20 protein-coding genes are annotated in these 22211 nt (G+C 64.0%); 14 read left to right on the top strand and 6 right to left on the bottom strand.

What is annotated here, in order from left to right; translation table 11 throughout:
- The first annotated feature begins 68 nt into the window (after positions 1-68).
- Together AC1DYX_RS00100 and AC1DYX_RS00095 are read left to right on the top strand one after the other, a co-directional pair.
- The gene (locus AC1DYX_RS00100; RefSeq protein WP_477255027.1) at positions 69-2189 is read left to right on the top strand and encodes a putative bifunctional diguanylate cyclase/phosphodiesterase; all 2121 of its coding nucleotides are present in this window, start codon (positions 69-71) and stop codon (positions 2187-2189) included.
- The gene (locus tag AC1DYX_RS00095) at positions 2182-2379 is read left to right on the top strand and encodes a hypothetical protein (RefSeq protein ID WP_477255025.1); all 198 of its coding nucleotides are present in this window, start codon (positions 2182-2184) and stop codon (positions 2377-2379) included. Before AC1DYX_RS00100 ends, AC1DYX_RS00095 begins: the two co-directional genes overlap by 8 nt.
- Here the strand turns inward: AC1DYX_RS00095 and bluB are convergent.
- Positions 2367-3017 carry a 5,6-dimethylbenzimidazole synthase gene (gene bluB / locus AC1DYX_RS00090; protein WP_477255023.1) on the bottom strand — a complete coding sequence of 217 codons (651 nt, stop codon included), beginning with the start codon at positions 3015-3017 and terminating at the stop codon, positions 2367-2369. The two genes, AC1DYX_RS00095 and bluB, sit on opposite strands and share 13 nt — an antisense overlap.
- Positions 3018-3186: 169 nt before the next feature.
- Between bluB and AC1DYX_RS00085 the strand changes: the two genes are divergently transcribed.
- Entirely contained in the window at positions 3187-4803 is a 1617-nt protein-coding gene (locus tag AC1DYX_RS00085) for a L,D-transpeptidase family protein (RefSeq protein WP_477255021.1), read from the top strand.
- A 125-nt stretch (positions 4804-4928) separates the two neighbouring features.
- Here the strand turns inward: AC1DYX_RS00085 and AC1DYX_RS00080 are convergent, their stop codons facing one another.
- On the bottom strand, positions 4929-5561 hold the full coding sequence (locus AC1DYX_RS00080) for an adenylosuccinate synthetase (protein ID WP_477255019.1): 633 nt from the start codon (positions 5559-5561) through the stop codon (positions 4929-4931).
- 552 nt (positions 5562-6113) lie between these two features.
- Complete coding sequence (locus AC1DYX_RS00075; protein ID WP_477255017.1) at positions 6114-6515, bottom strand: hypothetical protein; 402 nt, start codon at positions 6513-6515, stop codon at positions 6114-6116.
- Between the two features lie 68 nt (positions 6516-6583).
- Here AC1DYX_RS00075 and AC1DYX_RS00070 point away from each other — a divergent pair, with 68 nt between their 5' ends.
- The 10 genes from AC1DYX_RS00070 to AC1DYX_RS00025 are packed head-to-tail and all read left to right on the top strand — an operon-like array spanning position 6584 to position 17124.
- Positions 6584-7807, top strand: coding sequence for an AfsA-related hotdog domain-containing protein (locus AC1DYX_RS00070; RefSeq protein ID WP_477255015.1), 1224 nt, complete (start codon positions 6584-6586; stop codon positions 7805-7807).
- Positions 7808-8995, top strand: a complete 1188-nt coding sequence (locus tag AC1DYX_RS00065; RefSeq protein WP_477255013.1) for an oxidoreductase — start codon at positions 7808-7810, stop codon at positions 8993-8995.
- A gap of 43 nt (positions 8996-9038) precedes the next feature.
- Positions 9039-9818 carry an SDR family NAD(P)-dependent oxidoreductase gene (locus tag AC1DYX_RS00060; protein ID WP_477255011.1) on the top strand — a complete coding sequence of 260 codons (780 nt, stop codon included), beginning with the start codon at positions 9039-9041 and terminating at the stop codon, positions 9816-9818.
- Entirely contained in the window at positions 9818-10579 is a 762-nt protein-coding gene (locus tag AC1DYX_RS00055) for an SDR family NAD(P)-dependent oxidoreductase (RefSeq protein WP_477255009.1), read from the top strand. Before AC1DYX_RS00060 ends, AC1DYX_RS00055 begins: the two co-directional genes overlap by 1 nt.
- Before the next feature lie 46 nt (positions 10580-10625).
- The gene (locus AC1DYX_RS00050) at positions 10626-11231 is read left to right on the top strand and encodes an NAD(P)H-dependent oxidoreductase (RefSeq protein ID WP_477255007.1); all 606 of its coding nucleotides are present in this window, start codon (positions 10626-10628) and stop codon (positions 11229-11231) included.
- A gap of 25 nt (positions 11232-11256) precedes the next feature.
- On the top strand, positions 11257-11793 hold the full coding sequence (locus AC1DYX_RS00045) for a DUF2867 domain-containing protein (RefSeq protein WP_477255005.1): 537 nt from the start codon (positions 11257-11259) through the stop codon (positions 11791-11793).
- On the top strand, positions 11790-12248 hold the full coding sequence (locus AC1DYX_RS00040; RefSeq protein ID WP_477255003.1) for an SRPBCC family protein: 459 nt from the start codon (positions 11790-11792) through the stop codon (positions 12246-12248). The genes AC1DYX_RS00045 and AC1DYX_RS00040 overlap by 4 nt, the downstream gene beginning before the upstream one ends.
- A 39-nt stretch (positions 12249-12287) precedes the next feature.
- Positions 12288-15428: an outer membrane lipoprotein-sorting protein gene (locus AC1DYX_RS00035; protein WP_477255001.1), complete on the top strand. Its 3141-nt coding sequence runs from the start codon at positions 12288-12290 to the stop codon at positions 15426-15428.
- Positions 15425-16660 carry a hypothetical protein gene (locus AC1DYX_RS00030; RefSeq protein WP_477254999.1) on the top strand — a complete coding sequence of 412 codons (1236 nt, stop codon included), beginning with the start codon at positions 15425-15427 and terminating at the stop codon, positions 16658-16660. The genes AC1DYX_RS00035 and AC1DYX_RS00030 overlap by 4 nt, the downstream gene beginning before the upstream one ends.
- Positions 16660-17124: a DUF2147 domain-containing protein gene (locus AC1DYX_RS00025; RefSeq protein WP_477254997.1), complete on the top strand. Its 465-nt coding sequence runs from the start codon at positions 16660-16662 to the stop codon at positions 17122-17124. The genes AC1DYX_RS00030 and AC1DYX_RS00025 overlap by 1 nt, the downstream gene beginning before the upstream one ends.
- Here AC1DYX_RS00025 and AC1DYX_RS00020 read toward each other — a convergent pair.
- The 3 genes from AC1DYX_RS00020 to AC1DYX_RS00010 form a co-directional block, all read right to left on the bottom strand.
- The gene (locus AC1DYX_RS00020) at positions 17121-18059 is read right to left on the bottom strand and encodes a sulfurtransferase (protein WP_477254995.1); all 939 of its coding nucleotides are present in this window, start codon (positions 18057-18059) and stop codon (positions 17121-17123) included. The genes AC1DYX_RS00025 and AC1DYX_RS00020 overlap by 4 nt on opposite strands.
- 117 nt (positions 18060-18176) lie before the next feature.
- On the bottom strand, positions 18177-20762 hold the full coding sequence (locus AC1DYX_RS00015; protein ID WP_477254993.1) for a bifunctional aconitate hydratase 2/2-methylisocitrate dehydratase: 2586 nt from the start codon (positions 20760-20762) through the stop codon (positions 18177-18179).
- Positions 20763-20905: 143 nt separating this feature from the next.
- Positions 20906-21808, bottom strand: a complete 903-nt coding sequence (locus AC1DYX_RS00010; protein ID WP_477254991.1) for a LysR family transcriptional regulator — start codon at positions 21806-21808, stop codon at positions 20906-20908.
- A gap of 223 nt (positions 21809-22031) precedes the next feature.
- Here AC1DYX_RS00010 and sdhC point away from each other — a divergent pair.
- Positions 22032-22211: succinate dehydrogenase, cytochrome b556 subunit (gene sdhC, locus AC1DYX_RS00005; RefSeq protein WP_477254989.1), on the top strand; the 180-nt coding region annotated here is incomplete at its 3' end.

The following is a 22211-nucleotide window of genomic DNA, read 5'->3' as shown; positions in this document are numbered from 1 at the left end:
CATCATCCGGAAGGGAAACTGCTAGTATTAACTTGTCACTTCAAATAGTTCGTCAAATTGGGGCCGTCATGGGTTCCACTTCCTCAGCGGACATATTGCGCAGTCTCGACGCGCTGTACGACCATTTGCCGGCGGGCGTCGTCGTGCATGCCGCGGACGGCCGCATCGTCTTCGCCAACCGTCTGGCGCAGGAATTGCTGGGGCGCAGTGAAGCCGACCTCATCGGTGCGGATCCGGGCGCGGGCGGCTGGACCGTGCTGCGCGAGGACGGGTCGGCACGGCCGCCGGAAGAGTTCCCGGCGAGCATCGTGTTGCGTACAGGCCGGAAACTGTCCGGGCACATCGCCGGTATTGCGGGGGCGGGCCCGACGCGCTGGTTGTTGTGCAATGCCTACCCGGAGCTCGACGATGCCGGGCGTGTCCGGCACGTCGCGGTGTGCTTCACCGATTGCACGGCGTTGAAGGACGCCCAGCAATCCCTGGCGAAATCCGAAGAAAGGCTGCGGCTGGTGCTGAAGGGGTCGACCGATGCGTCCTGGGACTGGGACCTGGTCACGGGTGACGTCTATTATTCCGAACGCTGGTGGAACATGCTCGGCTACCCCAGCGGGGAAGGCATCGACGATGCCGAGGCGTGGCGGCGCCTGCTCCATCCGGACGATGACGGCATGATCAACGACTACCTCGCGGACTTGCTGCCAAGTACCCGCGACGGTTTCAACCTGGAGTTCCGGCTGCGTCACCACGATGGACATTATGTGCCCGTGTTGTCGCGCGGTTTCGTCCTGCGCGACGCCGGCGGTACGGCGGTACGGATGTCGGGCGTGAACACCGATCTCACCGAGCGCAAGCGTACCGAGCGGCGCATCTACGAACTCGCGTATTTCGATCACCTGACGGGACTGCCGAACCGCCGCTTCCTCATCGAGGAACTGGAACACGTACTGGCGCGCAGCCGCCGCTCCGGCTATTGCAGCGCGCTGCTTTATCTCGACCTGGACAATTTCAAGCTGCTCAACGACACGATGGGACATGACATGGGCGACATGCTGTTGCGCCAGGTGGCCCACAGGCTGCGGTCTACCGTACGCGACAGCGACCAGTTGGCCCGGCTCGGCGGCGACGAATTCGTCGTCGTGCTGGAGGGGCTCGGCAACTCGCCGAGCGGTGCGGCGACCGAGGCCGACCGCGTCGTCGCCAAGATCCTGTCGACCCTTGGCCAGGCCTACCAACTGGGATCCCTGCTGTTCAAGAGCTCGGCAAGCATCGGCATCACGCTGTTCAATGGCAAGGGAAGCAACACCGAAACCCTGCTCAAGCAGGCCGATCTCGCCATGTACCGTGCCAAGGCCGGCGGGCGCAACAACGCCTGTTTCTTCGATCCCGGCATGCAGGACGCGGCCGACCGCCGCGCGGCCTTCGAGGCTGCGATGCGCGATGGCTTGTCGCTGGGTGAGTTCCGCCTGTTTTGCCAGCCGCAGTTCGACCGCCGGGGCAGCGTGGTCGGCGCCGAGGCACTGGTGCGCTGGCAGCGCGGCGAGCACGAGGTGATCGGCCCGGAGCAATTCATCGGTTTCGCCGAAGAGTCGGGGCTCATCCTGCCCTTCGGCGCATGGGTCCTCAAGGAAAGCTGCCGCGCGCTCGCACGCTGGCACGGCGATCCCACGCTCCGGCACCTCAAGCTGGCCGTCAACGTCAGCGCGCACCAGATGCGCGATGCGGCCTTTCCCGCAGCGGTCGCCGATATCCYGGACGACACGGGCGCGCCGCCGGAGCGGCTCTGCCTGGAACTGACCGAGAGCGTGTTCGCCGAGGATACGGAGGAGATCACGCAACGCATGTACGAACTCCGCTCGTACGGCATCTGCTTTTCGCTGGACGATTTCGGCACCGGCTATTCGTCGCTGGCCTACCTCAAGTACTTCCCGCTGGCGGCCCTGAAGATCGACCGTTCCTTCGTGCGCGACGTCGGCACCGATCCCGACGCCGTACCGATCGTGGAGGCCATCATTGCGCTGGCACGCAAGCTCAAGCTCGACATCGTCGCCGAAGGTGTCGAACATGAATCCCAACGCAGATTCCTCATCCACGGCGGGTGCTCCTCGCTGCAGGGCTTCCTGCTGGGGCGGCCGCTACCGATCGACGACTTCGAACATCGCTACAGTGCGGCGGGGATCGGGCATGCCTGACGCGTGCACGCCGGTGGTGGCAAAACGTTCCCGATACAACGTCGGCGAGATCCCGAGCTTTTTCTGGAACACCCGCCGCATCCGGGTTTCGTCGCCGAAGCAGGCGCGCGGCGTCGGGGTGCGCATGGCATTGTCGCGCAGCGAGCATGCGCTGATGTTCGCTGCCGCGGGGCAGCTTCAGGCAGGCTGACCCCACGTGTCTTCATACACCATGCCGGACAGGGGGCGACGCCTGTCCCAGCCCTCGGTCTGGAGCATGGGCTCCGGATAGAACCGGTCGACATGGCCCACGCACAGCACGGCGATGGGCGCGCTGTCGTCCGGCATCTTGCACAGTTCACGCAGGCGCTGTGGATCGAACAGCGACACCCAGCCGACGCCGATGCCCTCGGCGCGCGCGGCCAGCCAGAAATTCTGGATGGCACAGGAGGCCGAGGCCAGGTCCATCTGGGGCATGGTGCGCCGCCCGAAGATGTAGGGCTCGCGTTTGTCCATCAGCGCGACGACGAGCAGTTCCGCGCACTCCAGGATGCCCTCGACCTTCAGGCGCATGAATTCCTGCGCACGCTGGTCGAGCGCATGCGCGGTCCGGACACGCTCCTCGTCCACGTGCGCATGGATGTCCCGGCGCAGCTGGCGGTCGACGATGCGGATGAAGCGCCATGGCTGCATGAGGCCGACGCTTGGGGCCTGGTGGGCCGCCCCGATGAAGCGTTCCAGCTGTTCCGGATCGATGGGCGTTGCCAGGAAATGGCGCATGTCGCGCCGTTCGCGAATGGCGCGGTACACGCCGTCGATTTCGGCCGGCGCAAAAGCATTGGGATTCATGAAGCTCAGGGAAGGTTGTTGAATGCGGGGATCAGGACGTTGGCGCGCGGGCCAGCGTTGCATACTGTACCACACGAACTCCCGGCAATCGTGCGCCGCTGGGCAGCGCCTGGCCCGACAGGTATGATGCGGATCGGCAACGTACGGTTGCCGAAGTTTGAGAGCATCAATGAAGCCCAGCCTGAAAATTTGCGCCGTGCTCGCTTTCTGCGCAGCCGCGGCCCTCGTGCCCTGTTCCGCCTTCGCGCAGTCCGTCGCCACCGCCATTCACGCCCTGGCCATGCAGGCCGCGCGGTCGTCCGCGCCGCCCACGGGGCCCTATGACGAACGCGGCTGGATCGACCGGTTCTACGCTCCGCGTAAATATGCGCCCGCATGGAACCCGACAACGGCCTCGGCCGCGCTGTGGGTGCTGCGCCGGGCCACGCTGCAGGGCCTGGACCCGCTCGACTACGGCGCCGACGCCTTGTCGCGGCAGTTGCGCGCAGGCGGCGCAGGCGACGCGCGTTTCGACGTCGCCCTCACGGCGGCGATGCTGCGCTACCTGGCCGACCTGCGCGTCGGCCGCGTGCGGTCCGAATATCACACCCGCCAGCTGGACGCGCGCCTGCGCCAGTACGATCCGGTCGAGCGCCTGCGCGCCGGGCTCGCGGCCGGCAGGCTGCAGGCCGCCGTGCAGGCGGCCGAGCCGTCCGCGCCGCAGTACGGGCTGGTCAAGACGGCGCTGGCCCATTATCGCGAGCTGGCGAAGCAGCCGTATCCGGCGCTGCCGACACCGGACGCCAAGGTCCTGCCCGGCGGCGTCTATCCGGCCGCGCAGGCATTGTTCGAGCGCCTGGTGCTGCTGGGCGACCTGCCGGCCGATGCGCCACCGGCGGCCGCCGGTACGCCGGCCGCAGGCATCTACAGCGCGCAGATGGAAGAGGGCGTCCGGCGCTTCCAGGCGCGGCACGGGCTGGTCGACGATGGCGTGCTGGGTCGCGGCACGATCGCCGCGCTCAACGTCCCGCCCGGCAAGCGCGCGCGCCAGCTCGAACTGACGCTCGAGCGCCTGCGCTGGCTGCCGGAGATCGGCTCCGGCCCGGTGATCGTGGTGGACCTGCCGGCCTACCGCCTGTGGGCGTTCAACAACGGCAGCGCGGAGCCGCCGCTCGAGATGCGGGTCGTGGTCGGCACCGCGCTCAAGACGGAAACGCCGCTGTTCGTCGGCCAGATGCGCTACCTGGAATTCAATCCGTACTGGAACGTCCCGCGCAGCATCTTCGAGAAGGAAATGCTGCCGAAGATAGCGCGCAATCCGGCCTACCTTGCCCAGAACGACATGGAGATCGTGCCGGCCGGCGCGAGCATGGCCGACCTGCGGGCGGGCCGCGCGCGCGTGCGCCAGCGCCCGGGGTCGAAGAATTCGCTGGGGGCGATCAAGTTCGCGATGCCCAACCCGATGGACATTTACCTGCACTCGACGCCGGCGCGCGAACTGTTCGCGCGTAGCCGGCGCGACCTGTCGCATGGCTGCATCCGCGTGGAGGATCCCGCCGCATTGGCGCGATGGGTGCTCGGCGGGCAGCGCCAGTGGAACGCCGATGCCGTCCAGGCCGCGCTGCAGCCGGGTCCGACCCGGCACGTCGATCTGCCCCGCGCGATTCCCGTCGTGATCTACTATGCCACCGCCAGCATCGACAGCCAGGGCAGGCCGCATTTCGCCGCCGATATCTACGGCCGCGACGCGAAGCTCGAGCAGGAACTGGCGGGGCGCCACGGTCAGGTCAGCGCGACCGGATCCTGACGGCATTCCGGGTCGGCCCCCAGACCGTGTACACGACGCCGGCACCGAGCCGGCCGGCCAGGCGGTCGACCAGCGTGCCGGGCGACGCGGTCTGCAGCATCCCGTCCTCGATATACGCGACCGCTTCACCGACCTGGTCGAGGCAGCTTACCGACAGGTTCAGGCGCGCGGCGATGCCGGGGGCAGGCCGGCGCATCGGCAAAATCGGTGCGGACGGTGCGCGCCAGCAGGTCCAGGTCGAGGTGGGCGAAGCGCAACGTGCCCTGGAATTCGTTCGGGACATTGGTGCGGTCTTCGATGCCGGCATACGGTTTGTCGGGCAGTTCGTTCGCCAGCGGGCCGGCGCCGTGCCGCGTGAGGTAGGCGCGGGTGACGTACGTGACATCGAGCGTGGCGATCCCTGCTTCGGCGGCGACGTTCAGCGCGTTGCGGATGCCCGTATGCGAGCGGGTCACGTAGGGAAACGCGCCGCGGTCCTGGTCCAGCAGCAGGCCCTGTGCGCCCTCGAAGACGACCCGGGCGTGGTCGGTCAGGATGGCGGGGCGCGCCGGCCGCGCCGCACGGCGGAACTGCATGGCGGCGTGTGCGAACCGCTGCAGGGCCTCGTCGCTGGCGAGCCATCCGGCGGCCTGCTCGTCCAGGGCCGGGATGCCGAGCGCGGCGAGGCGCCGTGGCACGTAGAATACCGTCGGCAGCGCCGGCATGCCGGCGGACCGGAGTGCGTCGGCCTCCTTGCAGAACAGGATCGGATGGCACACGAAGCGGACGATCTAGGTCCGGCCGCATCGCGCCGGCGCGGCACTTCACCGGCATACGACCGGTTTGCCGCCGGCGCGGCTTCATTCGCACCAGCTGCCTGCCGTCGTGCACGGCAATACGCTTCCAGCCCATCAGCATGCAATAAAACACCGCGGCGCTCGCCCTGAGGGCCGGCGGACTGCCGCATCCGGCGACGGCCGCCGCCGGCTTCATGCCTTCCCACGCCTGTTCACTGGCTGTCGATAAGTTCATCGGCCGAACATATCAATGCGCAGGATTCTTTAAGGACGCCGTAAATTGATTTGGCATTTGATCTAAATCAAAATGTGAAATCTTATTTATGTGCAGTGCAGCAAAAAAATACTGAATTAATAGGCAATTTCGCCGCCATGAGGACGGCGCGCGCCTGAATTCGTGGAAATAATTCCTCTTCCTGGAAGCGGTCCCGCATTGCAGATATCTGCTGCGCGCTATTTGGAGAGAATCATTTTTCACTCCTCGGGATGGATGATGGCGAAAAATGTCGGATTCTCRGGGAAGCAGTGGTTTATTCATGGTGCGGCGGCCCTGGCGAGATAATTAAATATATTTGAGAAAACCGGAAACGCGCTTTTAAAAAATGGCGTCTGCATCCGCGCGATATTCGATATTTTTAAGGCATTTTTATTGCCGGAGTGTGGGGTGACTGGATATAATTTGTTAAATGTCATCTGCGTAAATATTAATAGCGTCGGGTTCGAGGCGAACCGCCGATCGCTCATTCCACGAGGCCGCGGGCTTGTTTGTTTTTCAGGTCGGACGCTTTCCGGATCGACGATTTGCGAATTGTCTTTCACGGAATCGATTGAATCGGAGTGTTTCCAAACCCCGTTTGCCCGCGACTGGCGGCGCTCTGGAAAATGGAGCGATGGTCCGTCATTGGAGAGGGCTTCACGGGTGGAAGCATGGCGCATGACGTTGTCCAGTCGGAATGCCTTGGCCGGCAATGTGAATAAACTCGTTCTCCCCAACAGAGGAACTCATGAATGCAGTGCTAAGTGAAGTAAATAAGCTCGACAAATATCTGGTGCACAAGGATTTCGATGACGACCTGCTGGTCTGTAACGCACGCGGGCCGCTGCCGTCGTTTCTGGACGAGGGTGCGATGCTGCTGTCGTGCCTGACGCCGGCGGACCGCGTGTTATTGGCCACGCATTTTTCAGCCTGCGATCGGCCCGAGTGCCGGCTCAATCATGGCGCGCCGCATGCGCATCTGCGCAGCGTCCCTGGAATGATCGACAAATCCCGTTTCGCAGCGGCGCTGGCCGATCCGGAAGTGCTCGAGTGCGTTCGTCGAAATTATCGCGAAGAGGATGCCGCATTCATGCTCGAGCGCGAATACGTGCACGAAATCGATGAAGTCAACCTGCTTTTGAATTTCGGTAATAAGTCGGCGCAAATGAGCGACGCCCAGCGTCACGAGGTATCGGAAGTCATCGATAAACTGCCTGGATTGAAGAACCGCCCGCATATCCTGTACGTCACCATGTTCAACGATACGAAGAATTATTTTTTCTATCGTAAGCACCATGAGCATGTCCCCGGAATCATGCTGATCGAAGTGGCGCGCCAGGCCATGTACGCCCAGTTCTACAAATTCAGCGGCCACAAGCGCGACCAGGTCTCGCTGACCATCGATTCGTTCGGCGTCGAATTCATGAATTTCGTCGATGCCAATTACCCGGTCCGCATTGCCGTCGAAACGCCCAGCGGTTCGCTGGAAGCCGCCCGTTCGGTCGAACGCGACTTCCGCGTCACCACTTTCTATCAGCACAACAAGGTGGTGGCGGTGGCGAAGCTGGGCGCGACGCTGATCAAGATCGCCCTGTTCAAGCGGCTGCGCAAGATCACTGCCGACCGGAAGCACCGCTTTGTCCCGGTAAAGAGCATCAACCCGACGGTCAGCATCACGAATGCCGCCGGCGAGCGCATCGAGGCGACCATCAACGACCTGTCCATCGGCGGCATGAATATTGGTCTCACCGGGAATCAGGTGGTGGAGATCGGCCAGACGCTCAATATCTGCTTTTACACCGAGGGCATCGGCTTCATTCACGGCAACGCCGTCTCGCGTTGGAGCGAGGTTCGCAATGGCATCACGGTCGTCGGGATGGAAATCGTCACGCTGCTCAAGCATGACGATGCGCGCCTGCGTGACGTCATCAAGAACTATACCCACGTGGTTACCCGGCGCGAGGTGCTGTAAATGGAGCGTTCCGCGATGCTCGCGCCGGTCGAGCGCGTCCTGGTCGGAAGGGACCGGTTTCCATCCGTTCTGGCGCCGCTGCGGGTTGGGGCCGTCCAGCTTGCCAACCGTCTGTTTTTCGCCGCGATGGGGATCGACCTGGCGGGCCTCGACGGCTGCATGTCGCCGGCCCTGGCCGAGTTTTACGATGGTATCGCCGATGGAGGATGCGGTTTTCTGATCCTCAGTAACGCCACGGTTTCCCGCGATTCGATCCTGCAGCCACGCGGTCTGCGCATGTTCGAGCCGCGGCACGCCGAGGCGCTGGCGCCCTTCATCGCAAGACAGCATGCCAAAGGCGCCGTGGTGGGTGTTCAACTCCAGCATTACGGTGGGCAGGGCGTGACCAAATACACGCGCGGCCAGCCCATGCTGACGCCAAGCGGCGTGCCCAGCCCGGCATTGATGAAGCTCGACCCGCGTTATCGGGTCAGGGCAATGAACGGCGATGACATCGCGCTCGTGATCGAGCAGTTCGCGGATGCCGCCGCACTGAGCGTCGCTGCCGGTGCCCGGCTCATTCAGTTGCAGGCGTCGAACGGTTATTTGCTGAGTAGTTTCCTGTCGCCCCACACCAATCGACGCGACGACGGCTACGGCGGTGACCCGGTCAGGCGCGGCCGTTTGCTGGCCGAGGTCATCGCCGCCATTCGCGCCAGGGTTGGCAACGGCGTCAGCATCGGCGTTCGCCTCGGTGTCGACGATTTCCTGGGCAGTGCCGGCAGCCTGCCCGAGCATTTCGAGGAAGTGATACCAATGCTCGAAGAGGCGGGCATGGACCTGATCGAGGTCTCGATGGGCACCGCCGAGACCTTTCATAAACTGTCGGGCCGCACCCGGGAGATGGAAGCGGACGTGCTGGCCGGCGTTGCGCAGATCAAGCGATATAGCCGGGTGCCCGTCGGATTTGCCGGCCTGGTCGACGGGCTGGACATGGCCGAGCGCCTGGTCGCCGCCGGCACCGCCGATCTCGTGGGCATGGCGCGTGCGCTGTTTGCCGACAACGACCTGATCGTCAAGACGGTCGAGCAGGGCAGCGCGAGCGTGACCAGATGCTTGTGGGATGGCAAATGCTTTAAGGACAAATACAACCCGCGCTACGACCGCGTCTACTGCTGCGTGAACCCGAAGTACCTACGTCCCTCATGACAACGCCGGTCCGCAGCGAGCGGACCGCATCAAGGAGAACCACATGAAACAACTCGAAAACAAGATCATTCTCGTGACCGGCGGCACTGCGGGCATGGGCCGGACGACCGCCGCATTCCTGGCCGACCAGGGCGCAACCGTCATCATCTGCGGTCGGAACGGCGAGCAGGGCCAGCGCACCGTGGAAGAACTGAAGGATGCAGGGCAACGCGTGCGCTTCATCCGTTGCGACGTCGCGCGCGAGGAAGAAGTCGCGGCCATGATCGACGCGATCGTGGCCGAATATGGCCGGCTCGATGGCGCCTTCAACAATGCGGGCCTGTCGGCCGAGCATGCTCGTCTGGGCGACAGCTCCTCGGAAAAATGGCGGCAGGTCATCGACGTGAACCTCCACGGCACCTATTTCTGCATGCGTCATCAGCTGCGCGTCATGGCTGCGGGCAACGGCGGGGCGATCGTCAACAACAGCTCCGTGGCCGGCGTGATGGCCATCCCGGGACAGGCCGCCTACGTGGCCAGCAAGTTCGCCATCTCCGGCCTGACCCAGGCGGCCGCGATCGAGTATGCGCAGGCTTCCGGCGGGGCGGCGATCCGCGTCAACGCGATTGCGCCCGGCCCGATTAGCGGCGGCATGAACGACGCCGCCAGCCTCGCTGCGCATCCCGAGCGTACCCAACGCAAGATCGGCGCCACCGCCATGCGACGTTTCGGCCAGCCCGAGGAAGTGGCGGGCACGGTCGCCTGGCTCCTCTCGGACGCGGCGTCCTATATCACGGGCGTGGTCCTGCCGGTCGACGGCGGCGCGACGGCCGGTAAATTCTGATGTCGACAGTGGAAAACGTCATCATCACCGGTGCGAGTGCCGGCATCGGCCATGCCCTGGCACAGCAGCACCTCGAACGTGGATTCCGGGTCATCGGCCTGAGCCGCACGGCCCCGGCCGACCTGGTCGCTCATCCCAATTTCGTGTTCCATGCGCTGGACCTGGCCTCACCGGCCGGGTTGGAGGAGGCGATCGGACGCATGCTCGACCTGTTGCCCACGCTGGACGAAGTGCGGTTTCTCTTCCTGAATGCCGGTCAGTATGGCAGCAGCATCAAGGCCGCGTCGGCGCTTTCCCGGCACGAGATCGACCATCTGATGCGTGTGAACGTATGGGGTAACAAGGCTGTGCTCGACGCCTTGTTGCAGCGAGGAGTGCGCATCGACACCTGCGTGTTCTCGGCCTCGATCGCGGGCGTGCGCGCGCGGGCGGGCAACGGGGCATATGGCCTGTCGAAAGCGACGCTGCTCATGCTCGCCCAACTGTACGCGCTCGAACACCCCGAGGTCTTCTTCGCGGTGCTCGGGTTGTGCCTCGTCGATACCCGCCTCAGCCGCAACGCGGCGATGTTGCCGGTGGAGGGAGATTTCCCGGAAATCGCCATGCTCAGGGAGCGCGCGGCGGCGCCCGGCTACATGTTGTCCGCCGGCGAGCGGGCAAGCACGATGTGCGCCCTGTTGTGGGGCGATTACAAAAGCAGGATCGGCAGCGGTCAATTCGTCGAGATGCGCACGCTCGGCGCGGCGTTGGCGGCCGCCTGAGCAATGCGGTGGTCGTGGCATTTATCAATCTCATCAGAAGGAACGTATGAAAACTTTGGTCATCGTGGCTCATCCCGATCTTGCGAATTCGCGTGTCAATAAAGCGTGGGCGGAAGCGCTCTCGAAGCAGCCGGATGTGACCGTACGCGACCTGACTGCCCTCTATCCGGACATGAACATCGATATCCTGGAAGAACAGATCGTCCTGCAGGAACATCAGCGTGTGGTCCTGCAGTTTCCCCTGTACTGGTATTCGTCGCCGGCGATTCTCAAACAGTGGCTGGACCTGGTGCTGCAGCCCGGTTTTGCCTACGCCTATGGTGGCGACAAGCTCAAGGGCCAGGAGTGGATGGTGTCGACGTCGGTCGGCGGACCGATGGACGGTTATGGCGCTGGCCGCTACGCCAACTTCTCGGTCGACGAATTCCTGCGGCCTTTCCAGCAAACGGCCGCGTATATCGGCGCGACTTACCTGGCGCCGCATTGTTTCTATCGTTCGGTGATCGCCGACGACGAGGAGGTTGCGGCCTCCACGCAAGCGATGCTGCGCTGCGTGCTGAAGCGCGATATCGACAACCTGCGCGATCACGAGGAGTTCGTCAACGCTTCGATGGACGCCCTGTTTTCCCGCCACGCGGAACTGGCCGCGTAATGCTGGCACAGACGCGGGACGCGGCGTGAAAGCCCGGGAATGCACGGTGCCGGCCCAGTGTGCGCTGGGCCGGCGGGCGGCGCACGCCTATTTTGCCGACGCCTACGAAATTCGCATCGGATCGACCCGGCGCAACATGGCCGAACTGTACCACCTCTCGGTATCGCAGGCCCCGCGCTGGATTAACGTCCTGCTCGATATCCGCAATCGCCTGGCGCGCCTGGCCGGCCTGAAGGACGTGGGCCGGTTCGGCGCGCTCGACCACGTGCACGACAACGTCGGCTGGAAGGCCGGCGACAAGCTCGACCTGTTCGTCATCGACAGCATCGGCGAGGACGAACTGGTGCTCAAGATCGACGACAGCCATCTCGACGTGCGTTTGTCGCTATTGCGCCAGCCGCAAGCGGATGGGTTGAGCATCACGGTCAGCACCATCGTCGACGTGCACAACGGGCTGGGGAAGTGCTACATCAAGCTGATTGAACCATTTCATCGACGTATCGTCGCTGCGATGTTGCGCAAGCTCGCAGTTCAACTTTCAACCCTGGAAAACACAGCATGAGCATCAGTGTAAGTATCAAGAAGAAAATGACCATTCGCGGCAACGCGGCGGATGTGTTTCGTGCCGCCAGCGATATCGCGCGCACCGGCGTATTCGCCCCGGGTGTGGCCGACATCAAGGCGCTGGGCCAGGCGCGCTTTGCCTGGACGCTCGAGCGCCAGAGCGCGTTTGGACTGGAAATGGCGGGCGAGTACGTGACCCAGCACGTGATGGAAGAGGAAGAGGGCAGGATCAGCTGGACCACCGTGAGCGGCAACATGGAAAGCAGCGGCTGCTACCGGATCGAGGAGATCGATGGCGGCGTCAGCGTCACGGGCGAGATCGCTACCGTGCTGCCGCTGAACGTGCCGCCCGTCGTGCGTACGCCCGCCAGCCTTTACATCCAGCACCAGCTGGTGCGCCAGATCGTCGATCTGTTCAAGGCCATCGAGCAGGAACAGGCGATCTCCGCTTGACGCCTTTCTCACGAATTCACAACACAAGAAATAACCATCATGCTCAAATACGCACAAGGCGTACTGCGCTTCCGGTCATGGATCATTGCCCTGACTCTGTGTGCAACCGCCGCCCTGGCGTTCTTCGCGTCCAACCTGCGCGTGGCAATCGACCCCGCCACCATCGCGCCGCAAGGCCATCCCTATATTCAGCAGAGCCGCCTCATCGACAAGATGTTCGGTTCCAAGTACCTCATCCTGATCGGCATCACGCCGGTAAAGGGCGACATTTTTCAGCCCGCGGTGCTTGACCGGGTGAGCCGGATAACGCGCAAGCTCGAGGCTTCCGACGGTGTCGTGCGTTCCACACTGGTCAGCCTGGCGGCCCGGCAGGCCAAAGGCATCAAAGGCACCGCCGATGGCTTCGAGGCGAAACCGCTGCTGTCCGGCGGTGCCGTGGACGCGGCCGCCATCGCCCAGTTGAAAGCCGCGCTGGCCGCCAATCCCGTCTACCTCGACACGGCCGTGTCGGCCGATCGGCGCACCGCCGCCATCCTGGTGGAGATGAAGGAACGGCCCGACGGGTTTCGCAATATGGTCCAGCCGGTCAAGGACATCGTCGACGCCGAAGCCGGGCCGGACGTTCGCATCCATCTGGGCGGCAGCCCGGTGTATCTCGACAAGACCGAGCAATACGCGGCGCGTATCAACTTCCTGTTTCCGATCGCGCTACTCGTGATCGGACTGCTGCATTTCGAAGCCTTTCGCACGAGACAGGGCCTGATCCTGCCGCTCGTCACGGCCCTCATGGCGGTCGTGTGGGGCGCCGGCTTCATGGGCATGCTGCGGCAGTCGTTCGACATCTTCAATTCACCCACGCCGATCCTCATTCTCGCGGTGGCGGCGGGACACGCGGTACAACTCCTCAAGCGCTATTACGAGGAATACGAAGCGCTGCGCCGCACGGGCGCGCTCAATCCTGTCGAAGCGAACCGCCAGGCGGTGATCAATTCGCTGGTCGGCACCGGTCCCGTGATGATCATTGCCGGCGGCGTCGCCGCCCTCGGCTTTTTCTCGCTGCTGGCTTTCAAGATCGCCGCCATTCGCACATTCGGATTCTTTACCGGCGTCGGTATCGTCAGTGCCGTGTTGCTGGAGATGACCTTCATACCCGCCGTGCGCTCCCTGCTGGCGCCGCCGTCGGACACCGAACGCCTGACCGAAAAACGCAACCGCATCTGGGACCGCATTCCGGAATGGATCGCTACCCAGGTCATCGTGCCCGCCAACAGGCGCCGGCTGATGCTCGTGAGCGGGGTGCTGACGGTGTTTTTCCTGGTGGGTACGCAGGGCATCGTCATCGATAATGCGGGCAAGAACTACTTCTCCAGCAAGCTCGACATCCAGGAAGACGATGCCTTCCTGAACCGCCAGCTGGGCGGTACGAACAGCCTCTACATCATGGTCGACGGCGGTGCCCCGGACAGCATCAAGCAGCCGGCGGTCCTTGCCGCCATCGAGAGCACGCAGCATGTCGCCGAGCGGGACGCCATTGTCGGCAAGACCGTATCGATCGTGGATTACATCAAGCGCATGAACCTGGCCGTCCACGGCGACGCGCCGGCATTTGGCGTGCTGCCCGGCGATACCGGGACGGTCGCCCAGTATCTGCTGCTCTATTCGATGTCGGGCGAGCCCGGCGACTTCGACTCGTACGTCGATTCCGATTACCGCCGCGCCAAGATCACGATCCTGCTCAAGACCGGCAGCAACGCGGAAGTCAAGCGCTTGCTCGACGGGCTTACCGCCCATATGACCAGGGTATTCGGGACGTCCGTGAAGATCAGCCTGGGGGGCGACATCGTCCAGACCATCGCGCTGACCGATACGATGGTGAAGGGGAAGATCCTCAACATCATCCAGATCGCGCTGGCCATCTTCGTCATCTCGGCACTGGCGTTCCGTTCGCTGCTGGCCGGATTCATCGTCCTGCTGCCGCTCGCGATGGCCGTGCTGGCGGTGTTCGGCGTGATGGGCGCACTGGGCATACCGCTGAATATTCCCAACTCGCTGATCTCGGCGATGGCCGTCGGCATCGGAGCGGATTACGCCATCTATTTCCTGTATCGCCTGCGCGAACAGATCCGGTCGGGCCAAAACCGCTACGTGGCGATGCGCAATACGTTTGCCACCGCCGGCAAGGCGGCCCTGTTCGTGGCCACCGCGGTTGCCGGGGGCTACGGCGTGCTGGCGCTGTCGCTGGGTTATAACATTCACCTGTGGCTCTCGCTGTTCATCGTGCTGGCCATGCTGGTGAGCGTGATGGCATCCCTGACGCTGGTTCCGGCGATGGTGTTGTACCTGCAGCCGCGCTTCATCTTCAACGACGCTCGGCGCCGGCCCTTGTGGCAGCTCGTCAGCGTACTGGTGATCGGGGCGGGTGCGATGCTGCTGGTGGCCGCCGGTGCCCGCGCCGAGCCGTCCGGCGCGTTGTCCATCATGCAAAAGAATGCGGCCGCGACCAGGCTGAAGGATTCGGTCAGCGATGCCACGTTTACCTTGATCAGTCGCGACGGGGGCAAGCGGGTGCGCACCACGAGTGGCGCCACGCTGCTGCAGGAAAATGGCCAGGACAATATGCGCCTGGTACGCTTCCTCGCCCCCGCGGACATCAAGGGGACGGCTTCACTGATGATCGAACACGACAAGGGTGAAGACGACATGTGGATCTACCTGCCCGCACTGGGCAAGGTGCGCAGGCTGTCCGCCGCCAATAAAAAAGACAGTTTCGTCGGCACCGATTTCAGTTATGGCGATGTCATCGGCTACAAGACCGACGAATGGAATCACAAGCTGCTCAGGGAGGAAACCATCGGCGCCGTGCCGCACTACGTGATCGAATCGGTACCCGCGAACGAGGCCGTGCGCAACAACTCCGGCTACTCCCGGCGGGTGTCGTGGATCAGGACGGATAATTACGTGGCCAGTCGCGTGGAGACGTGGGACCTCGGCATGCAACCGCTCAAACGCATGCAGTTCAGCCAGATCGAACAGGTGGGCAAGGAAGGACGCTGGCAAGCCAAGCTGGCCGAAGCGGAAAATCTGCAGACCGGGCACCGCACCAGTATCCAGCTGAATGCGTTCAAGGCCGACCAGGGTGTGTCCGCGCGACTGTTCACGCCGGGCGAGCTGGAGAAATGAGGCCGGTCGCTTCCGTCCTGGCGGTGCTTGGCATCGCCGGTTCGGCCGTCGCGCAGGAAAGTGCCGTGTCACAGGACACCACGGTTTCGCTCCGCGCCGATGGCGCCAGCGGCTCGCGCCAGCTCGATCGACGCAGCGGCGCGGGGCAGGCCAGCGCCTGGGTGCGTACGGAGCTGGGCACCGCGGCGCTCGGAACCGTCGTCGCGGACGGATGGCTGCGTGCGCAAGACCATGCGACGGGCCGCGATGGCCGTGTCCGCGAGCTTTACTGGAGCTACAGGACCGGTCCGGCGCAGGTCAAGATTGGGCGCCAGATCATGGCATGGGGAAGGGCGGACGGCATCAATCCGACCGATAACCTGACCCCGCGCGATTTCACGATGTTGACGCCGGAAGACGGCGACCAGCGTTCCGGGGCCGACGCGGTGCAAGTCATCCTCAAATCGGAGAGTGGCCGCCTGTCCGGGGTGTTCATGCCGCATGCGTCCAGCCATGTGATTCCACTCGAATCGATTGCCGGGGTCCGGTACGCGACGCTGGCGCCGCCGCGGGACCATCAATGGGCCATCAAATGGGACGTCACGAGGGGACCGGTCGACGGTTCCATCTCCTACTTCAAAGGGGCCGACCTGTTGCCCGACCTTGCACTGACGGGCGTGGACGCGCATGGCGCGGTCGTGACACTCCATAACAGTCCCATGCGGGTGCTGGGCGCGGACCTGAACGTGACGGGAAACGGCATGGTCTGGCGCGCCGAAAGCGCGTACACGAAAACCGCGAGCACGGGCGCCACCGACTGGAACCACAAGAAAGGCCAGCTCTCACTGGTTGCCGGGCCCGAATTGAGCGTTGGCGAGGTAACGACGGTCGGTGTGCAACTGGTCGTGCAAAAAGTGCGGGGATTCCTCAGTCCGGATCGTATTGCCGAGCCGCTCGTACGCGAAGTCGTCTGGCGCCAGGCCAGCACCAGCAACCAGGTCGCCGACCTGCAGCGCGGCATGACGCTGCGCCTCGCGTCGCGCTGGTGGAACGACCAGTTGGCCGCCGAAACCAGTGCGGTCCTCATGAGCGATTCCGGTGGCGGACTCTGGCGGACGAAATTCAATTACGAAATCAGCGATCGTTGGCGCGTACTTGCCGGGAGCGATTATTTTTTTGGACCACATCACAGCCTGTATGGTGCGTTGGCAAAGAACAGTCTGATCTTTGCGCAGTTGCGCTTCACGCTCTGATGAACGAAGGACAGATGATGAAACATGGACATTGGGGGATGTTGCTGGTGAGCGTTGTGATCTCGGTCGGCGCGTCGGCGCAGCATTCGTCGCCGGCCGGACTGTGGCGCAATATTGATGATGAAACCGGCAAGCCGCGCGCGCTCATCCGGATCGTGGAGCGCGACGGCGAGTTCAGCGGACGTATCGAGCGGCTTTTTCCGGAACCGGGGGAAAACGCGAATCCCGTGTGCGATCGATGCGAAGGGGCGCTCAGGAACAAGCCGGTGATCGGCATGGAAATCATGGGTGGTCTGCACGCCGCAGGGAACGATTTCGATGGCGGCTATATCGTCGATCCCAAGAACGGCAAGAAGTACAACTGCAAGCTCACGCTGGCCGAGGGAGGCAGGGCGATGAACGTGCGGGGATATATCGGTATGCCGTGGATCGGACGCACGCAGCGCTGGATACGGCAAGACTAGCCTGCCCGGCAATCCATCCTGCACACGACCGGATTGCCGCCGTCGCGGCTCCATTCGCACCAGCCGCCGTCGTACACGGCGATGTGCTCCCAGCCCATCAGCCAGGCATGGAAGAATGCCAGCGACGCGCGCCAGCCGGTGCCGCAAAAGAACACCGTGCGGCGGTCGCCATGGATGCCGGCGGCGTGCCACATCCGGCGGATGGCCGCCGCGGGCTTCATGCGTCCATCGCCGTCGAGGTATGCCGTCATGCTGTTGACGTCGCCGTCGTCGCCGGCGCGGCCCCACAGCGCGCCCGGGATGTCGCCGCGCGCGTCGATGTAGCAATAGCCTGAGGTCTTGCCGACGAATTCGGCCCAGGTGCGGATGCTGGCCAGCGCGCCGTCACCGCGCGCCAGCAGGTTGCGGACCTGGTTCATGTCGACCACGTAGTCGGGACGTGCCGGACACGCCGTGCCGAAGTCGTGCGCGGCAGGGTAGCGTTGCTGCGGCCCCTGTTCCAGCGCGAGACCCGCGCGGTTCCAGGCGGATAAACCGCCGTCGAGCAGGCGCACGTCGGCCACGCCGGCAACCAGCAGCAGATGCGCGACGCGCGCGGCCGCGAGGAGGTTCCGTCCGTACAGCACTACGGTGACGTCGTGGCGGATGCCGAGGCCGGACAGCAGCCGTGCCAGTTCCGCGTCGGGAATCCTGTTCCACAGCGGTTCGCGCTCGAACCAGGTGGTATCGACATAGCCGGCGCCCGGGATGTGCCCGACGGCGAATGCATCGGCCTCGCCGTAGCCGACTTCGAACAGGCGCCACGCGCCGGACGGCTGCGCCGCGATGGGCGTGCCGGCGGTCAGCCCCGCCACCCACGCGGGCGCGACGAGGTGCCGCCAGCGGGGCAGGTCCTGGCGAAAGCCGAACGGTGGAAAATGGACGGTACTGTGCAAGGGACGATGGGCGAACGCGCGAAAGGGGGGATTCTACCGGGTTAGATTTGGAACGCGGCCATGAAAAAAGGCTTCCCCGCGGGGAAGCCCTGTTTGGTCAGGTCAGGAAGACCCGACTCAGATTTCGACGGAATCCGCCACTTCGCGGAATTCGCTGATCTGGTCGAAGTTCATGTAGCGGTAGATCTGGTCGGCGTTCTCGTTGATCACGCCGATGTGCGCCATGTACTCCTCGCGGGTCGGGATCTTGCCCAACGTGGAGCATACTGCCGCCAGCTCGGCCGAACCCAGGTAGACGCGGGTGTCGATGCCGAGGCGGTTCGGGAAGTTACGCGTCGACGTCGACATCACGGTCGCACCCTTGCGGATCTGCGCCTGGTTACCCATGCACAGCGAGCAGCCCGGCATTTCCATGCGCGCGCCAGTGCGGCCCAGCGTGCCGTAGTGGCCTTCGGCCGTCAGCACCTGCTGGTCCATCTTGGTCGGCGGCGCCACCCACAGGCGGACCGGGATGTCGGTTTTGCCTTCCAGGAGTTTCGAAGCCGCGCGGAAGTGGCCGATGTTGGTCATGCACGAGCCGACGAACACGTCGTCGATCTTGTCGCCGGCGACGTCCGACAGGGTCTTGACGTCGTCCGGGTCGTTCGGGCAGGCGACGATCGGTTCATGGATGTCGGCCAGGTCGATCTCGATGACGGCGGCGTAGTCCGCATCCGCGTCCGGCGCGAGCAGTTCGGGATTGGCCAGCCAGGCTTCCATGGCCTTGATGCGGCGCTCCAGCGTGCGGCGGTCCAGGTAGCCGTTGGCGATCATCCACTTCATCAGCGTGATGTTCGAGTTCATGTACTCGATGATCGGTGCCTTGTCCAGGTGGACCGTGCAGCCTGCGGCCGAGCGCTCGGCCGATGCGTCGGACAGTTCGAATGCCTGTTCGACCTTCAGGTTCGGCAGGCCTTCGATTTCCAGGATGCGGCCGGAGAAGATGTTCTTCTTGCCCTTCTTGTCGACGGTCAGCAGGCCCTGCTGGATCGCGTACAGCGGGATCGCGTTGACCAGGTCACGCAGGGTGACGCCCGGCTTCATCTCGCCCTTGAAGCGGACCAGCACCGATTCCGGCATGTCCAGCGGCATCACGCCGGTCGCGGCGGCGAAGGCCACCAGGCCCGAGCCTGCCGGGAACGAGATACCGATCGGGAAGCGGGTGTGCGAGTCGCCGCCGGTGCCGACGGTGTCGGGCAGCAGCAGGCGGTTCAGCCACGAGTGGATCACGCCGTCGCCCGGACGCAGCGCCACGCCGCCACGGTTCTCGATGAAGGTCGGCAGTTCCTTGTGCATCTTGACGTCCACCAGCTTCGGATACGCAGCGGTGTGGCAGAACGATTGCATCACGAGGTCGGCCGAGAAGCCCAGGCAGGCCAGGTCCTTCAGCTCGTCGCGGGTCATCGGGCCGGTGGTGTCCTGGGAGCCGACGGTGGTCATCTTCGGTTCGCAGTACGTGCCCGGGCGGATGCCCTGGCCTTCCGGCAGGCCGCAGGCGCGGCCGACCATCTTCTGGGCCAGCGAGAAGCCGCGGTTGGATTCGGCCGGATTCTGCGGCAGGCGGAACAGCGTCGACGGGGCCAGGCCCAGCGCTTCACGCGCCTTGGCGGTGAGGCCGCGGCCGATGATCAGCGGAATGCGGCCGCCGGCGCGCACTTCGTCGAACAGCACGTCGGACTTGACCTTGAATTCGGCGRTCACTTCGCCATTCTTGAGGGCCTTGCCGTCGTACGGACGCAGTTCGATGACGTCGCCCATTTCCATGTTCGTCACGTCCAGCTCGATCGGCAGGGCGCCGGCGTCTTCCATCGTGTTGTAGAAGATCGGAGCGATCTTGGTGCCGAGGCACACGCCGCCGAAGCGCTTGTTCGGGATGAACGGGATGTCTTCGCCCGTGAACCACAGCACCGAGTTGGTGGCGGATTTACGCGAGGAGCCGGTGCCGACCACGTCGCCGACGTAGGCGACCAGGTTGCCCTTGGCTTTCAATGCCTCGATCTGCTTGATCGGGCCGACCTTGCCCGGCTCTTCCGGGTTGATGCCCGGGCGCGGGTTCTTCAGCATGGCCAGCGCGTGCAGCGGGATATCGGGACGGGTGGTGGCGTCCGGAGCGGGCGACAGGTCGTCGGTGTTGGTCTCGCCGGTGACCTTGAACACGGTCAGCGTCATGCTTTCCGGGACGGCCGGACGCGACGTGAACCATTCGGCGTCGGCCCACGACTGCAGCACTTCCCTGGCGTTGGCGCTGCCCTTGTCGGCCAGTTCCTTCACGTCGTGGAAGTAATCGAACATCAGCAGGGTCTTCTTCAGGCCTTCGGCGGCCACGCTGCCCACGACCGGATCGTCCAGCAGGTCGATCATCGGCTTGATGTTGAAGCCGCCGAGCATGGTGCCCAGCAGGCGCGTCGCCAGTTCGCGCGAGACCAGCGGGCTGGTATCAAGGCCCTTGGCGACGTTGTTCAGGAAAGCGGCCTTCACTTTGGCCGCGTCGTCCACGCCCGCCGGAACGCGGTTGGTGATCAGGTCCACCAGGAATGCTTCTTCGCCCGCCGGCGGGTTCTTCAGCAGTTCGACCAGCGCCGTGGTCTGGGCGGCCGAGAGGGGGAGCGGGGGAACGCCGAGTTGTGCGCGTTCGGCAACGTGGTCGCGGTATGCAGCTAACATGACATGCTCTTTCAGTCGGTTTGAAAATCAGGAAAGCGGGGTCGCCGCCTGTGCTGGGCGCTATTGTACCTCAACTCTTATATAAGACATAAGACGGAAAAACGCAACAATCGGCAGAATTTATGCGCTTGACGCAGGCACTTTCAACGGCGCAGGGCGTCCGTGCTTACCTGTTTGGCAATTGTTAAAAAATTGATCACCTTGGGCGACCGATCCGCAACCCGCGACGCCAGCGCGAGCTTGGTGACGGCTTTCGCATCGGCGATGTCGACGAACGCGACGCCTTCGGCATGGATCTGGCTGACCGACGCCGGCACGATCGACACACCGAATTCGGCCGAGACCAGATTCACGACGGACGACAGCTGCGGCGCCTGCTGGCCGTGGATGGGATCGAATCCGGCCTGCCGGCATGCCGAGACGATCTCGTCGTGCAGCATGGGGCTCGCGACCCGGGGGATGAGGACGAAGGAATCTTCGGCAAGGGCCGACAGGGGAATCCGGCGGCGTGTCGCCAGCGGATGCGTGACCGGCAGCACGGCCTTCATCCGCTCGCTGGCGATCTGGTGCAGGGCGACGCCCGCGAAGGTATGCGTGCCCGGGCGCAGCAGGGCCAGGTCGAGCCGGCCTTCGTCCAGCCGGGCCAGCAGCTGCGCCGTCGTGTCCTCGGTGAGCGTCAGCGCGATGCCGGGATAGGTGTTGCGGTAGGCACGGATCAGCGCCCGGACGATCGGGTGGAACGACGCCGAGGCCGTCAGGCCGAGGTGCAGCTGGCCCGTCTCGCCGCGGCCGGCGCGTTGCGCGTTCTGCGCCGCGTGCTGCGCATCGTCCAGCAGGCGCTTGGCGTCGACCAGCAGCGCCTTGCCGGCTTCGGTCGGCACGACGCCGTGGCCCGTGCGGTGGAAAAGCTGCACCTCGAGCTCGCGTTCGAGGGCCTGGATCTGCTGGCTCAGCGGCGGCTGGCCGATGCCCAGTTTTTCCGCCGCCCGCGTGACGTTGCCTTCTTCCGCGACCGCGACGAAGTAGCGTAGATGTCGTAATTCCATTGCCGGTATCTGTTTTAAATATGGATTCAAAACGATCCATATATTGGACAGTATAGAAGATCTTTACGATAATCCGGTAGGCGGTCATGCGTGCCGCATTGCGGTTGCATGAAACCGGTCCCATCACCCACCCAAGAAGGAAGTCGCTCCAATGTCTGAAGCCGTGAAAAACGTGCAAAAAAGAGGGCAGCCGATCCGTAATGTGAGCATTACGGACATCACGATGAATTACAGGCAGCCGCCGTCGGCGATCGTCTCGATCCTGCACCGCATCAGCGGCTTCGTGCTGTTCCTGTTCCTGCCGTTCCTGCTGTACCTGTTCGAACAGAGCCTCCGTTCCGAGATCTCGTTCGCCCACTTCGCGGGCATCGTCAGCCACCCGTTCACGAAGATCGTCATCCTG

Source organism: Massilia sp. P2_C2 (genome assembly GCF_056404615.1).
Note: the sequence above shows the minus strand (reverse complement) of the source record. Positions and strands in the feature narration are given on the sequence as shown.